Source organism: Kitasatospora sp. NPDC091207 (assembly GCF_044768625.1).
GTDB lineage: Bacteria > Actinomycetota > Actinomycetes > Streptomycetales > Streptomycetaceae > Kitasatospora.
In genome coordinates, this window is the sequence record NZ_JBIVVS010000003.1 from 283,466 (window position 1) to 298,917 (window position 15,452).

The 15,452-nt window shown below is 73.6% G+C and carries 12 protein-coding genes; 8 read left to right on the top strand and 4 right to left on the bottom strand.

Annotation, left to right across the window (positions count from 1 at the left end; genetic code table 11):
- Nucleotides 1-54: 54 nt before the first annotated feature.
- Nucleotides 55-792: a response regulator transcription factor gene (locus ACIQTO_RS08880; protein ID WP_209411241.1), complete on the bottom strand. Its 738-nt coding sequence runs from the start codon at nt 790-792 to the stop codon at nt 55-57.
- 547 nt (nt 793-1,339) lie between these two features.
- Here ACIQTO_RS08880 and ACIQTO_RS08885 point away from each other — a divergent pair.
- The 5 genes from ACIQTO_RS08885 (at nt 1,340) to ACIQTO_RS08905 (ending at nt 8,426) form a co-directional block, all read left to right on the top strand.
- On the top strand, nt 1,340-2,128 hold the full coding sequence (locus tag ACIQTO_RS08885) for a rhomboid-like protein (protein WP_402384836.1): 789 nt from the start codon (nt 1,340-1,342) through the stop codon (nt 2,126-2,128).
- A gap of 153 nt (nt 2,129-2,281) precedes the next feature.
- The gene (gene lon, locus ACIQTO_RS08890) at nt 2,282-4,690 is read left to right on the top strand and encodes an endopeptidase La (protein ID WP_402384839.1); all 2,409 of its coding nucleotides are present in this window, start codon (nt 2,282-2,284) and stop codon (nt 4,688-4,690) included.
- Between the two features lie 326 nt (nt 4,691-5,016).
- Nucleotides 5,017-6,459, top strand: a complete 1,443-nt coding sequence (locus tag ACIQTO_RS08895) for a hypothetical protein (protein WP_402384841.1) — start codon at nt 5,017-5,019, stop codon at nt 6,457-6,459.
- Between the two features lie 90 nt (nt 6,460-6,549).
- Complete coding sequence (locus tag ACIQTO_RS08900) at nt 6,550-7,071, top strand: GtrA family protein (protein WP_402384844.1); 522 nt, start codon at nt 6,550-6,552, stop codon at nt 7,069-7,071.
- Between the two features lie 140 nt (nt 7,072-7,211).
- Nucleotides 7,212-8,426 (top strand): ROK family protein, encoded by a 1,215-nt coding sequence (locus ACIQTO_RS08905; RefSeq protein ID WP_402384847.1) that lies wholly within the window; start codon nt 7,212-7,214, stop codon nt 8,424-8,426.
- Nucleotides 8,427-8,471: 45 nt separating this feature from the next.
- Here ACIQTO_RS08905 and ACIQTO_RS08910 read toward each other — a convergent pair whose 3' ends face one another.
- Complete coding sequence (locus tag ACIQTO_RS08910; RefSeq protein ID WP_402384849.1) at nt 8,472-9,515, bottom strand: ABC transporter permease; 1,044 nt, start codon at nt 9,513-9,515, stop codon at nt 8,472-8,474.
- A 111-nt stretch (nt 9,516-9,626) separates the two neighbouring features.
- On the opposite strand from ACIQTO_RS08910, the gene ACIQTO_RS08915 reads away from it, so the two are divergent.
- Nucleotides 9,627-10,085, top strand: a complete 459-nt coding sequence (locus ACIQTO_RS08915; protein ID WP_402384852.1) for a MarR family winged helix-turn-helix transcriptional regulator — start codon at nt 9,627-9,629, stop codon at nt 10,083-10,085.
- A 221-nt stretch (nt 10,086-10,306) separates the two neighbouring features.
- Nucleotides 10,307-11,857 carry an MDR family MFS transporter gene (locus tag ACIQTO_RS08920; protein WP_402384855.1) on the top strand — a complete coding sequence of 517 codons (1,551 nt, stop codon included), beginning with the start codon at nt 10,307-10,309 and terminating at the stop codon, nt 11,855-11,857.
- Nucleotides 11,858-11,960: 103 nt separating this feature from the next.
- Here the strand turns inward: ACIQTO_RS08920 and ACIQTO_RS08925 are convergent, their stop codons facing one another.
- Nucleotides 11,961-12,215, bottom strand: coding sequence for a hypothetical protein (locus tag ACIQTO_RS08925; RefSeq protein ID WP_402384857.1), 255 nt, complete (start codon nt 12,213-12,215; stop codon nt 11,961-11,963).
- 26 nt (nt 12,216-12,241) lie between these two features.
- Entirely contained in the window at nt 12,242-13,423 is a 1,182-nt protein-coding gene (locus ACIQTO_RS08930; RefSeq protein ID WP_402384860.1) for an anion permease, read from the bottom strand.
- 336 nt (nt 13,424-13,759) lie between these two features.
- On the opposite strand from ACIQTO_RS08930, the gene ACIQTO_RS08935 reads away from it, so the two are divergent.
- Nucleotides 13,760-15,388, top strand: a complete 1,629-nt coding sequence (locus ACIQTO_RS08935; RefSeq protein ID WP_402384863.1) for an NlpC/P60 family protein — start codon at nt 13,760-13,762, stop codon at nt 15,386-15,388.
- Nucleotides 15,389-15,452: the final 64 nt, after the last annotated feature.

A 15,452-nucleotide genomic window follows, 5' to 3' on the forward strand; every position in this document is an offset into this window, starting at 1 on the left:
CCGCGCGGCGGTTCGGGACACGGGCCCCCCGGAGGCCCGGTGCCCGAGGCGCCGCTAGGAGAGCGGGGCCTCCAGCGCGTAGCCGACCCCGTGGACGGTACGGATCCAGCTGGCGCCGATCTTCCGGCGCAGCGCCTTGACGTGGCTGTCCACGGTGCGGGTGCCGGACGCGTCCGTCCAGTCCCAGACCTCGGCCAGCAGTTGCTCGCGGGTGAGCACCGCGCGCGGTTGCGCGGCCAGGCAGGCGAGCAGGTCGAACTCGGTCGGCGTCAGGTGGACGTCGCCCGAGGCGAGCCGGACCCGGCGCTGCACGTGGTCGATCTCCAACTCGCCGAAGCGCAGCGAGCCGAGGGCCGGTGTGCGGGCCGCCTGCTGGGCGCGCTCGACGCGGCGCAGCAGCACATTGACCCGGGCCGCCAGCTCCCGCATGGAGAACGGCTTGGTCATGTAGTCGTCGGCACCCACGCCGAGGCCGACCAGGAGGTCCGTCTCGTCGTCGCGCGCGGTCAGCATCAGGACCGGCACCGGGCGTTGGGCCTGGATCCGGCGGCACACCTCGAGGCCGTCGAAGCCGGGCAGCATGATGTCGAGCACGACCAGGTCGGGCTGCCAGGTGTGGAAGCCGTCGACCGCGCCCGGTCCGTCGTGGGCCACGGCGACCTTGAAGCCCTCCGCGCCCAGCCGGGCCGCGATCGACTCGGCGATCGTGGGCTCGTCCTCCACCACCAGCACTCTGCGCTGGCTGCTCACCGTGCCGCCGCTGTTCTGGTTGTCCTGCTGAATTTCTGTCACGGTCACGCCACCGCCCCCAGGGCTGCGGGCCGGCCACCTGTGGGGATGGCGAGGCTCCGCTCGTAGTCTTGTTCCGTCGTGGACTGTGCCGGGTCCGCCGTCCCGTAGCGCGTGCGGAAGCGGAGGACAGGTGTGGACTGCCCGCCTTTCCCGCACACTTCGCAGCGTACGGACAACGGCTGCTTCCCGGCAGGTGGACCGGACGTTTCCGGCCCGTGGGCCGGCCGTCCGGCCGCCCGTCGGACCCACTCGGAAGTGGGCACGGGCCAGTACCTTACCCGGCGATTTTTCACTCCGTAACGGTACGTATGCACTCCAGTTGACGCCAAGCCGCCGGTCAGAGCCCGTACTCGTGCGTAGACGGAGTGCAGGTCTGTACCAATCCCGGAGTCCCGGGCCGCGCGATGTTCACGGGGTATTCCCAGCTGGCTCCCAGGAGTCCGACGTACCGTGGTCACGACAAGTCGCAGAGGTGGGATTTCCGGCGTGCGCCGGTACGTTGAGCACCGGACGGGGGCCGGAGCGGCGGGTCTGGAGCGGAGGCGGCATGGCGGAGCTGCGCGGGAGTGCTGCGCGGAGCGGACCGTGTCCGGGGCCGCCGTACGGGATGCTGCGGCTCGGCCTGCGGACCGGGGTGGCCGCGTGGGTGCTCGCCCGGGTGCCGACGCCCCGGCGCAACCCCTTCGCGCTCGGCTACCTCGCCGTGGTCGGGGCCACCACGACCTTCGCCAAGCTGGCCGACCCGGAGCTGGTGCTCCGGCTGCAGGAGGCCTCCAGCTCGGACGGGCACAACCTGGTGCACCACCCGCTGCGCGCGCTGCTGTTCAGTGGCTTCTGGGTGGCCGGGACGATCTGGATGCCGTACCTCTGGGCCTTCGCCCTCACCGTCGCGCCGCTGGAGCGCCGGGTGGGCGCCGCCCGCGCCGCGGCGGTCTTCGCGATCGGGCACATCACCGCGACGGTGCTCTCCCAGTCGGTGGTGATCGCCGCGGTGGCGACCGGCCGGATGGAGTCGGAGGCGCTGGACTTCCTGGACATCGGCGTCAGTTACGGCGTGCTGGTGAGTCTCGGCGCGCTGGCCGGACTGCTGTCACCGCGCGGGCGGCTGCTGGCGCTCGGCTCCGCCGCGCTCCTGATCGCCGAGCAGATCGTGGGCGACCGGGACCTGGTCACCGGCATCGGCCACCCGGCGGCGCTGCTGACCGGGGTGGCGCTCTGGCCCTGGCTCCGGCGCGGGCCCGGCCGCCGCCGGCGTCGTTCCGAGGCGGCCCCGGCCGGCCCCCAGGGCTCGGCGCAGACCTCCGGCGGGCCGGCCGCGGTGCTGGACCGGGCGTAGCTCCGGACGGCGACCCGGGGGGCGGCCGGGGCGTTTTTGACGGGCCTTCCCGCGGCCTTCCTTGTTCGCTCATGGCGAACATGGCGGGGGGAACATTCGGCGGCCGTCAAACCTTAGTCAGGTCAGCTCAACTTCGCTGACTGGGGAGAGATCATGGCATCGACGTCCGCACCGCTCACCCTGCCCGTACTGCCGCTCGACGACGAGGTCGTGCTCCCGGGCATGGTCGTTCCGCTGGATCTGAAGGACACCGAGGTGCGGGCCGCCGTCGAGGCCGCGCGGGCCGCGGCCGGCGACGCCGCCAAGCCCCAGGTGCTGCTGGTGCCGCGGGTGGACGGCTCGTACGCGGCGGTCGGCACCCTCGCCACCGTCGAGCAGGTCGGCCGGCTGGCCGACGGCCCCAACGGGGTGGGCCAGCCGGCGGCGCTGGTCCGTGCCGTGCGCCGGGTCAGGATCGGCGTCGGCACCACCGGGCCGGGCGCCGCGCTCTGGGTGGAGACCACGCCGTTCCGGGAGTCCTCGGTGGGCACGCCGGTGGCGGGCCGCGCCGCCGAGCTCGTCAGGGAGTACAAGGCGCTCTCCACCCAGTGGCTGCGCCAGCGCGGTGCCTGGCAGATCGTCGACCGGGTGGCCCAGATCGAGGGCGTCGGCGAGCTGGCCGACAACATCGGCTACGCGTCCTTCGCCACCGCCGAGCAGAAGCTCAAGGTGCTGCTGGAGGCCGACCAGGTGGCCCGCCTGGAGTACGCGCTGACGCTGCTGCGCGACCACCTCGCCGAGGAGGAGGTCAACGACACCATCCGCAAGGACGTGGAGGAGGGTGTGGCCAAGCAGCAGAAGGAGTTCCTGCTCCGGCGCCAGCTGGAGGCCGTCCGCAAGGAGCTGGCCGAGCTGAACGGCGACCCGGCCGACGAGGAGGGCGACTACCGCGCCCGGGTCGAGGCCGCCGACCTGCCGGAGAAGGTCCGCGAGGCCGCGCTCAAGGAGGTCGACAAGCTGGAGCGGGCGTCCGACCAGTCGCCCGAGGGCTCCTGGATCCGCACCTGGTTGGACACCGTCCTGGAGCTGCCGTGGAACGAGCGCACCGAGGACGCCTACGACATCGCCGGCGCCCGAGCGGTGCTGGACGCGGACCACGCCGGCCTGGGGGACGTCAAGGACCGCATCGTGGAGTACCTCGCGGTCCGCAAGCGCCGGGCCGACCAGGGGCTCGGGCTGGTCGGCGGACGCCGCGGAGGCGCGGTGCTGGCCCTGGTCGGGCCGCCCGGCGTCGGCAAGACCTCGCTGGGCGAGTCGGTGGCCCGGGCGATGGGCCGCACCTTCGTCCGGGTGGCGCTCGGCGGCGTCCGGGACGAGGCGGAGATCCGCGGCCACCGGCGCACCTACGTCGGCGCGCTCCCCGGCCGCCTGGTGCGCGCCGTCAAGGAGGCCGGCTCGATGAACCCGGTCATCCTGCTCGACGAGATCGACAAGGTCGGCTCCGACTACCGGGGCGACCCGGCGGCCGCCCTGCTGGAGGTGCTGGACCCGGCGCAGAACCACACCTTCCGGGACCACTACCTGGAGGTCGAGCTGGACCTCTCGGACGTGGTCTTCCTCGCCACCGCCAACGTGCTGGAGGCCATCCCCGAGGCACTGCTCGACCGGATGGAGCTGGTCCGGCTGGACGGCTACACCGAGGACGAGAAGGTCGTCATCGCCCGGGACCACCTGCTCCCGCGCCAGCTGGAGCGGGCCGGGCTGAAGGGCGAGGAGGTGGCGGTCGAGGAGGACGCGCTGCGCAGGCTCGCCGGCGAGTACACCCGTGAGGCCGGCGTCCGCAACCTGGAGCGCTCGATCGCCCGGGTGCTGCGCAAGGTCGCCGCCCAGTCCGAGCTGGGCGAGCGCGAGCTGCCCGCCGCGATCGGCGCCGGGGACCTGCGCGCGCTGATCGGCCGGCCGCACCACGTCCCGGAGGCCGCCCAGGAGCCGGCCGAGCGGCGCACCGCCGTCCCGGGGGTGGCGACCGGCCTGGCGGTGACGGGCGCCGGCGGTGACGTCCTGTTCATCGAGGCCTCGCTGGCGGACGCCGAGACGGGCGGCACCGGGCTCACCCTCACCGGGCAGCTGGGCGACGTGATGAAGGAGTCCGCGCACATCGCGCTCTCCTACCTGCGCTCGCGCGGCGCCGAGCTGGAGCTGCCGGTCACCTCGCTGCGCGACCGGGGCGTGCACCTGCACGTCCCCGCCGGGGCCGTCCCCAAGGACGGGCCCAGCGCCGGCATCACCATGACCACGGCGCTGGCGTCGCTGCTCTCCGGCCGCCGGGTGCGCACGGACGTGGCGATGACGGGCGAGGTGTCGCTGACCGGGCGGGTGCTGCCGATCGGCGGGGTGAAGCAGAAGCTGCTCGCCGCCGACCGGGCCGGGGTCACCACGGTGATCATCCCCAAGCGCAACGAGGCCGACCTGGACGACGTCCCGGCCGAGGTGCTGGAGCGGCTCACCGTCCACCCGGTCGCGGACGTGCGGGAGGTGCTGAAGCTGGCCCTGGAGCCGGCCGAGGTGCTGGTCGCCGCCTGACGGTGGTGCGGGCAGGGAAAGGCAGGGCAGGGCAGGGAAGGCAGGGCGGCGGCCCGGTGGAGCGTGGTGCTCCGCCGGGCCGTTGCCCGTCTGCTGAGACGGTGCTTGTGAGACGGACCGTCAGTGCGCCACGCTGGCCGGGTGATTCGCCACGCGTACCTGAGCCGTCGACTCGACGTCGACCTGGCGTACGCGTGCTCCGCGATCTGTCGCCGCACTGTCTGACCAGTGCGGTGAACCGCCCGGCGCCCCCGCCGGGAACCCCAGCCGGGTGGTGCGCCGCCGTGCGCGGTCCACCGTTTCCACTCATCCGATGGGACACCACCATGCGCTTCGCGCTGCCCACGCGCGCCGCCGTCCTCGCGGCCGCCGCTCTCCTGCTGGCCGCCGCCGGCCCGGCCCGGGCCGAGACCGGCTACGGCCCGCTGCCGCCGCACAACCCCTACGCGGGGCCCGACGGCACCGCCACGATGCACGGCGACACCGGCTCCTCGGACGTCACCCCGCTGCCCGGCCCCCGGCCCGGACCGCTCGCCTCGGACCGGGTGGCACTGCAGTCCGCCTGCCCGACCGTCCTGGTCGGCTCCGACGGCTACCCCGTCGCGCTCTGCACCACGATCTTCGGCCTCACTCCGACCGTCCACCTGCTCGACCCGGCCGACGGCGGCTCGCTCGCCGAGCTGCCGCTGGCCAAGGGCTCGCTGCTCGGCGGTGTCTATGCCTACCTGGACCAGCGGGACCGGCTGGTCGCCGTCGACGGTGACGGCGCGCTGCTGCGGATCGGCCACCACCGCACCGCCGCCGGGGCCTGGGCGCTGACCGTGGACAGCAGGCTCCCGCTGGCCGGCGCGGTCCCGGCCGGCGACGCCGTCACCGGGATCTCACCCGACTGGCAGGGCCGGGTCTGGTTCGCCACCGGCGGTGGCGTGGTCGGCACCGCGGACGACCGCACCGGGGTCGTCCGCGCGCTGGCCCTGCCCGCCGGTGAGCGGATCGCCAACTCGATCTCCACCGCCCCGGCCGGCACCGCCGTCGCCACCACCCACGCCACCTACCTGCTCACCGCCGACGCCGACGGCGCCCCGCGGATCGCCTGGCGCCGGGCGTACGACCGGGGGCCGGGCCGCAAGCCCGGACAGCTCAGCTGGGGCACCGGCTCGACGCCGACCTTCTTCGGACCGGGCACCGGCACGGACTACGTCACCGTGGTCGACAACGCCGCGCCGACCGTGAACCTGCTGGTCTACCGGGCCGGCGACGGCTCGCAGGTCTGCTCGGTGCCGGTGCTCCGGGCCGGCGGCAGCGGCAGCGAGAACTCCCCGGTGGCGGTCGGCAACACCGTGCTCGTCGCCTCCACCTACGGCTACCCGTACCCCAAGCTGCCCGAGGACGCCGGGCCCGGCGTGCCCTCGTCGGGCGGGTTCCGGGGCGGCCTGAGCCGGGTGGACGTCCGGGCCGACGGCTCCGGCTGCGACCTGGTCTGGGACAACCGGGTGCGATCCGCGGCCGTCCCCCGGCTCTCCACCGCCGACGGCCTGCTCCACACGGTGCTGCGCGAGCCCGTCATCCCCGGGACCGACGCGACCTCGGTGCTGGACCCCTACTACTACGCGGAGATCGACCCGCGCACCGGCGCGGTGGTGCGCACCGAGTACACCGGGGCCGGGTTCCTCTTCGACACGCTGCAGATGGTCGGCTCGATCGCGCCGGGCGGCGTGGTCTACCAGGGCACCACCACCGGGGTGCTGCGGATCACCGCCGCCGGGTAGCGCCCGGCCGGGCGGAGGGGGGCCGTCGGCGTTGCCTCCGCCCGGCCGCCGGAGGGAGCGTCGGCGGGCCGCGTGCGGGAGACTGCGAAGATGCCGTCCCCCACTCAGCGCGCCCTGGCCAAGGTGCCGGCCGGGCTGCGGCCGTTCCTGGTCAAGCACCGCAGGCTGGTGAAGGTCCTGCTGGTCGGGAGCACCTGCTTCGTGCTGACGACGGTGATCAACTACTCGCTGAAGTTCACCCTGCTGGAACAGAAGCCGGTGGTGGCGCTCACCGTCGCGACCGTGGTGGCCACCGCGGTCTCGTACGTGCTCAACCGCCGCTGGGCCTTCCGGGCCCGTGGGCACCGGCGCGAGGTACTGCTGTTCCTGCTGGTCAGCGTGGTGGCGATCGGCGTCAACGATCTCCCGCTGGTCGCCTCGCGCTACCTCCTGGACCTGCGGGAGCCCCAGGTGACGGCCTTCACCCAGGAGGTCGCCGACTTCCTGAGCGGGATGGTCGTCGGCACCTTCGTCGCGATGCTGTTCCGCTTCTGGGCGATGCAGCGCTGGGTCTTCACCCGCTTCGTCGAGCCCGCCGTCACCCGGGTGGAGCAGCCGCAGCGGATCCCGTAGCGGGCGGCCGGCCGCGTTCGGCCGCCCGCTCGGGCCCGCCGGGAACGGGCGGCCGAACGCGGTTACGCTGCAAACACCCGTCCGGAACCGCGGGAACCGCCCACCGGCGGGGCGGGCGGAAGCCGAGCGGGGTGAGCGCGATGCGCGAGACGGACGGCCTTCGGGCCGGACCGGCCAGCCAGCAGGGCATGCGCCGGGCCAATCTGGCGCTGGTGCTCGGCGTGATCGCGAGCGCCCCGCGCTCGCGCGCCGAGGTGGCCGCCGAGAGCGGACTGACCAGGGCGGCGGTGTCCTCGCTCGCGGAGGAGCTGATCGCGGCCGAGCTGGTGGTCGAGGAGGGTCCGGCCGCGCCCAGCGGCAAGGTCGGCCGGCCCGGTACCGCCCTGGGCCTCAACCCGGAGGGGCCGGCCGGACTGGGGGCCGAGATCGGGGTGGAGCACCTCGGCGCCTGTGTGGTCGACCTGCGCGGTGACGTCCGCGCCTGGCGCCGCCAGGAGATCCGCAACCGGGACCGGCGGCCCGCCGCCGTGATGGCCGACCTCGCCGAGCTGCTGCGCCGGGCCGTCGCCGACGCGGGGCTGCGCCCGGCCGGGCTGATGCTGGCCGTGCCGGGCCTGGTCGGGGACGGCGGCGGGGTGCTCCGGCGCGCCGCCAACCTCGGCTGGGAGGACGTCTCGCTGGCCGCCGAACTACGGCTCGCGCTGCGCGCGGCCAACGCGGAGGCACTGGCCGAGCTGCCGGTCGGCGCGGACAACGAGGCCAACCTGGGCGGGCTCGCCGAGCTCTGGCTGGGCGGCGCCCCGGAACACTTCCTGCACGTCTCGGCCGAGGCCGGCGTCGGCTCGGCGATCGTGGTCGGCGGCCGGCTGATGCGCGGGGCGCACGGGTACGCCGGTGAGCTGGGGCACATGCCGGTCCATCCGGACGGACCGCTCTGCGCCTGCGGGGCGTACGGCTGCCTGGAGCAGTACGCGGGGGAGACGGCGGTGATGCGGGCGGCGGGCCTGGAGGGGATCCGGGGCGACTGGGTGGCGCTGCTCGCCGAGCGGGCCGAGGCCGGGGACGAGGACGTCCGGGAGGCGCTGGGCGGGGCCGGTGCGGCGCTGGGGATCGCCTCGGCCGGGGCGGTCAATCTGCTCGACCCGGCCGAGGTGGTGCTGGGCGGCGGTTACGCCCGGCTGGCGCCCTGGCTGCTGCCGGGGATGCGGGCCGAGCTGGCGGCCCGGGTGACCGTCCGCCCCTGGTCGGACGAGCGGCTGACGGTCTCCCGGCTGGGCCGGCGCGGCCCGCTGCTGGGAGCGGCGGTCGGCGTGGTCCGGGCGGTCGTCGCGGACCCGGGCCGGCTGGACGCGTAGCGGTGGCCGTGCGCCGGACCGGCCCGGGCCGGGCAGCGGCCGGGGCTACGGGTGGACCAGTTCACGGCCGCCGCGCGGCCGGCGCATGACCGCGGCGAAGGTGACCGCGACACCGATCAGCGCCCAGACCAGCAGTACCAGCAGCGGCATCACGAGGTTCGTGGCGCCGAAGTAGGCGATCGAGCGGGCCGCGTCCGTCCCGGCGCCGTTCGGGATCCAGGCGCCGATGGCCCGCCAGAACGGGGGCATCATCGGTGGCGGGAAGACCCCGCCCGCGCTGGGGTTGCCGAGCACCACGAAGATCAGCACCGCGACACCGATGCCGATGATGTCGAACAGGCACTGCAGCGCCATGGTGAACGCGCCGACCGTGAACACCACCAGGGCGCCCAGGGCGGACAGGCCCCAGGAGGAGCCGGGCAGCGCGTTCAGTGCCGGCCCGACGATCACCGCGCCGCCGATGCCGGCCGCGATCGAGTAGAGCGCCAGGGTGGCGAGCCGGATCAGCGCCCGGTAGGCGTTGGCGGGCTTGGCGCCCGCGCTGACGCCGAGGATCGAGGCGACCAGGTAGCCGCCGACGCACCAGCCGATCACCAGGTAGAAGGAGGAGAGGCCGTTGGTGTCGCCCTTGGCCAGCGGGATGGTGTCCTCGGTCCGCACCGTCCGGCCCTGGGCCTGGTCGAGCGCGGTCACGATGGTCTGGGCGGCCTTGGCGGCGGCCGGACCGCGGGCGTTGGCGACCAGCAGGGTGTCCTCGGTGCCGGCCGGGTTCACCACCAGGGCGGCGTAGATCTTCTGGTCCTTGATCTGCGCGGCGGCGGTCTCCGCGTCGGGCGCGGTGACGGCCCGCACGGCGTCGTCGGGCACCGCCTCCAGGGCCTGGACCAGCTGGGGGGAGACCTGCGGCGGGGCGACCACCGCGATCGACAGTTCGTGCGGGGTGGGGCTGTGGAGGGCCCCGACGTACGAGGTGATGAAACCGAGCTGGAGCAGGAGCACGGCGATCACCAGCAGCGCCGCGCGCGGGGTGACCGCTCCCTTCAGTTCGGCGACGAGTCCGGGCTTCGGTCCCTGCCCTGGGGCGGTCATCCACATCTCCTTGCGTATCGGGAAAATCGGATACTTCATATCATCAAGTAGTTCGCTTTCCCGATTCCCCGCGCCGCAGTCCGGTGCGTTGTGCTGCGCGATACTTGCGCGGTGAGTGCGGCGAATGACGAGGAACCCCTGCTGGCGGTGGAGCGCGAGGTCGCGCTGATGTTCCGGCGGGGCCGGGCCCGGGTGGCGGAGCTCTCCCGCCGGGTCCACCCCAGCCTGGAGGGGGTGGCGTACAGCATGCTCGGCTACATCGAGCAGGCCGGGCGGGTGCGGGTGACCGATGTCGGCGTGCACTTCGCGGTGGGCAAGGCCACGGTGAGCCGGCAGATCCGGGCCCTGGAGGAGCTGGGCCTGGTGACCCGGGAGGCGGACCCGCTGGACCGCCGGGCCGCGCTGGTCTCGCTCACCGACGACGGCCGGCGGCGCTACCTGGGGGCGCGGGACGCCCGGATCGAGCGGGTGCGCGAGCTGATGGCCAACTGGTCCGAGGAGGACGTGATCCGCTTCGCCGGGCTGCTGCACCGCTTCAACGACGTGGTCGGCGAGGCCGTCGGGACCTGAGGGCGTCCGAAGCCCCGCCCCGGGCCGAGCGGCCCGGAGGCGAACCCGCCCCGAGCCGAAGGGGCGCGCCGTAGGCGAGTGGGCGAGTAACAGCGGACTTTACTTGGGCTTGAAGAAAGTTGCCTTGAGCAACCATCGATCCTATGGTTGCTTAAGGCAACGATTCCCTGCTCCCCGTCTGCCGCCCCCCGCTTCCGCCCCGCACCCGCCGAAGGACCCAGATGACCGTCACCACCCACGTCGCGACCGGAGCCGCCACCGCCGACGACCGACCCATGACGCACCGCCAGGTGATGGAGGCGCTGTCCGGCCTGCTGCTCGGCCTCTTCGTGGCCGTGCTCTCGTCGACGGTCGTCTCCAACGCCCTGCCGCGCATCCTCACCGACCTGCACGGCGGCCAGTCCGCCTACACCTGGGTCATCACCGCCACCCTGCTCACCCTCACCGCCTCCACCCCGATCTGGGGCAAGCTGTCCGACCTCGCCAGCAAGAAGCTGCTGCTGCAGATCGCCCTGGTCATCTACATCGCCTCCTCGGCACTGGCCGGCCTCGCCCAGAACACCGGCGAGCTGATCGCCTGCCGCGCCCTCCAGGGCATCGGCGCGGGCGGTGTCACCGCGCTGGCCCAGATCTGCCTGGCGGCGATGGTCTCGCCGCGCGAGCGCGGTCGGTACAGCGGCTACTTCGGCGCGGTCTTCGCCCTCGCCACCATCGGCGGACCGCTGATCGGCGGTGTCATCGTGGACACCTCCTGGCTGGGCTGGCGCTGGTGCTTCTACGTCGGGATCCCGTTCGCGCTGGCCGCGATCGCGGTGCTGCAGCGCACCCTGAAGCTGCCGGTGGTCAAGCGCAAGGTGAAGATCGACTACCTGGGCGCCCTGGTCATCACCGGAGCCGTCAGCCTGCTGATGATCTGGATCACCCTGGCCGGCAAGAACTACGCCTGGCTCTCCTGGCAGACCGCGGCCATGGTCGGCGGCGGCCTGGTGCTGGGCGCGCTCGCCGTGGTGATCGAGAAGCGCGCCGCCGAGCCGATCATCCCGCCGAGCCTCTTCCGCCACCGCACCGTCACCCTGGCGGCGCTGGCCAGCGTGCTGGTCGGCATCGGGATGTACGGCGCGACCACCTTCCTGAGCCAGTACTTCCAGCTGGCCAAGGAGAAGTCCCCGACCATCGCCGGCCTGATGACGCTGCCGATGATCCTCGGGCTGGCCGTCGCCTCCACCGTGGCGGGCAAGCTGATCACCAAGTACGGCCGCTGGAAGGCCTACCTGGTCGCCGGCACCCTGATGCTGGCCATCGGGTTCGGGCTGCTCGGCACCGCGCGGGCCGACACCGACTACGTCCTGCTCTCGGTCTACATGGCGATCACCGGCATCGGCCTGGGCCTGACCATGCAGAACCTCGTGCTCGCGGTGCAGAACACCGTGCCCCGCCACGAACTCGGCGCGGCCAGCTCGGTGGTCACCTTCTTCCGCACCATGGGCGGCGCGATGGGCGTCTCGGCACTCGGGGCCCTGATGACCAACCGGGTCGGCCACTACCTGACCGAGAACCTGGCGGCCGCGCACATCCCGGCCTCCGGCGCCGCGGCCGGCGGCGGCATCCCGGACCTGCACAAGCTGCCCGCCCCGCTCGTCCCGCTGGTGACGGACGCCTTCGGGCACGGGGTGGGCGTGGTCTTCCTGGTCGCGGCGCCGTTCGCGCTGCTGGCCTTCGTCACGGTGCTGTGCATCCGCGAGACGGCGCTGCGCACCGGTCAGCAGGACTGACCGGTCCGGTCGGCGCGGGGTACGGCGGAGGCCGGGGAGTGGTGGTCCACTCCCCGGCCTCCGCCGTACGGTGCCGGTGTCCGGGCGGGCCCGGACACCGGCGTCAGTGTCCGGCGATCAGGGTCAGGCCGTAGAGGACGGCGGCGCCGCAGACCGCGAAGCAGGCGTAGGCGCCGGCGAGGGCCAGCCGGCCGCCGCCGGCCGGGGTGTCGGCGCCCGCCGCCGAGCGCTGCGCGGTCAGCGCGGCCTCACGGCGGGAGAGGGCCAGGATGCCGAGCGCGAAGACGGTGACCACCGCGACGGTGATGCCGAAGCTGAAGCCGGCGGTCTGGGCCAGGGCGGTCCACTTGATGTGCATGCTGTGTGCTCCTCAGCCGTCGGCGCTCAGGCCGCGACCGTGGTCGAGGCGGGGGTGGGGGTGGTGGGCGCGGCGGTCGGCGTGATCTCGACCGGAGTGACGTCGCTGACGTCGTTGACGTTGTCCGCGCCGACCGGCTGGCGGCGGGAGATCAGCCACATCGCGCCCGAGCCGGCCACCAGGGTGGCGCCGACCACGGCCACGCCCCAGGTGCCCTGCTCGACCAGGAAGGCCGCGATGCCGGCCACCGTGGCGGCGGCGGGCAGGGTCAGGCCCCAGGTGTAGACCATGCGGCGCACCAGGCTCCAGCGCAGCTCGCCCTTCTGGCCGCCGAGGCCGGCGCCCATGATGCCGCCGGAGCAGACCTGGGTGGTGGAGAGGCCGAAGCCCATGTGCGAGGAGGTCAGGATGACGGTCGCGGCGGCCGACTCGGAGGCGAAGCCCTGCGGCGCCTGGATGTCCGCCAGACCCTTGCCCATCGAGCGGATGATCCGCCAGCCGCCCATGTAGGTGCCGAGCGCGATCGCCGCGCCGGCCGAGATGATCACCCAGGTCGGGGGCAGCGCGCCCTTCGGCAGGGCGCCGACCGACACCAGGGTCAGGGTGATGATGCCCATCGTCTTCTGGGCGTCGTTGGTGCCGTGGGCCAGCGAGATCAGCGAGGAGGAGAACACCTGGCCGGTCTTGAAGCCCTTGGTGACGGTCGCGCCGTCGCTCTTGCGGGTGATCGCGTACGCCAGCTTGGTGGCGCCCCAGGAGGCCAGGCCCGCGACCAACGGGGAGGCGATCGCCGGGATGAGGATCTTGGTGACCACGGTGTCGAAGTTGACACCGTTGACGCCGACGCCGACCACGGTGGCGCCGATCAGGCCGCCGTAGAGCGCGTGCGAGGAACTGGACGGCAGGCCTCTCAGCCAGGTGAGCAGGTTCCACAGGATCGCGCCGACCAGTGCGGCGAAGATGATCTCCGGGTGGATCCCGGCCTTCTCGTTGACGATGCCGCCGGAGATGGTGGTGGCGACCTTCACGGAGAGGAACGCCCCGGCGAAGTTGAGGACGGCCGCGATGGTGACCGCGACCTTGGGCCGAAGGGCTCCGGTGGCGATGGAGGTGGCCATCGCGTTGGCGGTGTCGTGGAACCCGTTGGTGAAATCGAAGGCGAGCGCCGTGATGATCACAACGGCCACCAGGAACGAGATGTGTTCCATACCCAAACAATCGTCGTAGTTGTCGCACTGACGTTGGTGTCGATCGCGACGGTAGGGACGCTCGGTGAACGGAAGGTGAACTGAGACGGGCTTCGGGGTTCCGGACGTGTCCGAGGGGTTGCCATGACCTTGCCAGAAGATGTCTCCGGGCTCGCTGAACTGGGCATTGGCGCAGAACGCCCCGGTTCGCTCCGTTTTGCTGAGACCTGTCTCACAGCCGACCGAAGAATTCACCGACCCGTACGGGTGCGGTCTGTTTCTGGTGAGTAACCCATGACAGGATCGGCGAGGATCCGGGCAATCCGGGGGCCGGGCAGGGGCGGGGAGGACGAATCCATGGGTGGGGCTGCACAGCACGCGGAGTCCGCGGGAACACGACCGTGGGTGCGGGCCGCCCTGCGCTGCGGAGCCGTCCTCGCGGCCGCCGCGCTCGCGCTTCCGCTGGCCACCCAGGCCGCCTTCGCGGCCCCCGATCCGGGCACCCCGGGCCGCACCGCCCCGGTCGCGCCCGGCGCGGACCCGCTCGCGGAGGCCAAGGCCACCCTCGGACCGCTGCTCGACCAGCTGCACGACCTGTACAAGGGGGCCGAGGCCGCGACCGAGCAGTTCAACGCCGCCGTCGCCAAGGTCGCCGAGCAGCAGGCCGCGGTCACCGACCTCAAGGACCGGCTGGACCGCCAGCAGAAGCAGGTGGACGCCGGTACCGACGTGGCCGCCCAGCTCGCCGCTGCCCAGTACCGCAACGGCGCCGCCTCGGCCTACGCCGAACTGCTGCTCTCCAAGGACCCGTACGAGGCCGTCACCGTCGCCGAACTGCTCGCCACCGCCAGCCGTTCGCAGTCCGAGTTCCTGGACCGGCTCAAGCTCGACCGCGAAGCGCTCACCGGTCTGCAGAAGCAGAGCGAGGAGGCGCTGAAGAGCTCCCAGGCGCTGGTCGCCCAGCAGGACGCCGCCAAGGTCAAGGTCGCCGCCGACCTGGCCGCCGTCGAGCAGTTGGTCTCCTCGCTGACCGGGGCCCAGCGCACCGAGCTGGAGCAGCTGGAGAAGGCCAAGGCCGACGAGGCCCAGTTGGCCTTCCTCGCCTCCGGCGCGCTCGGCAAGGGCGAGCGCACCCCGTCGCTGGCCGGCCGCGCCGCCGTCGCCTACGCGCTGGCGCAGCTCAACAAGCCGTACCTGTGGGGCGGCGCCGGGCCGGACATGTTCGACTGCTCCGGCCTCACCTCGCAGGCCTGGCTGCACGCCGGCAAGCCGATCCCGCGCACCAGCCAGGAGCAGTGGGCCCAGCTCCAGCACGTCGCGCTGAACCAGCTGCGCCCCGGCGACCTGGTCATCTACTTCGAGGGCGCCACCCATGTCGCGCTCTACATCGGCGGCGGGCTGGTCGTCCAGGCGCCCCGGCCGGGCGCCGTGATCAAGGTGTCGCCGATCGGCTCGATGCCGATCCTCGGTGCCGTCCGGCCCGACCCGGAGACGGCGTCGGACGAGGCGGGCGGCGCCTGGAAGGTGCCGGACCTCCCGGCGGGCTGGGACACCGTCACCCCGATCGCGCCGAGCCCGGTCAACCAGGTGCCGGTCGACCCGAACACCACGAGCCCCGCGCCCGGTACGCCGACCGTGCCCGGCACACCCACCCCGGGGACGCCGACGCCCGGTACCCCGCAGCCCGGTACGGGGACGCCGACCGACCCGGGTACGCCCACCGGGACGCCGACGGGTACACCGACCGACCCGGGCACGCCCACGGGGACGCCGACCGGCACACCGACGGGTACACCCACCGGGACACCGACGGGTACGCCCACCGGCACGCCCACGGGGACGCCGACCGGCACACCGACGGGTACGCCCACCGGGACACCGACGGGGACCCCGGCCGGCACGCCCAGCAGCACCGGCAGCGGTTCGGCCGCCGCCTCGGCCTCCGGCTCCATCTCGGCGACGCCGCTGCCGTCCGGCCAGAACTAGGACCCGGGCCCGGCCCCGGCGGCACGACGGGCGGCAGGCCCCGGGGCCCGGTTCGCGCCGGGCC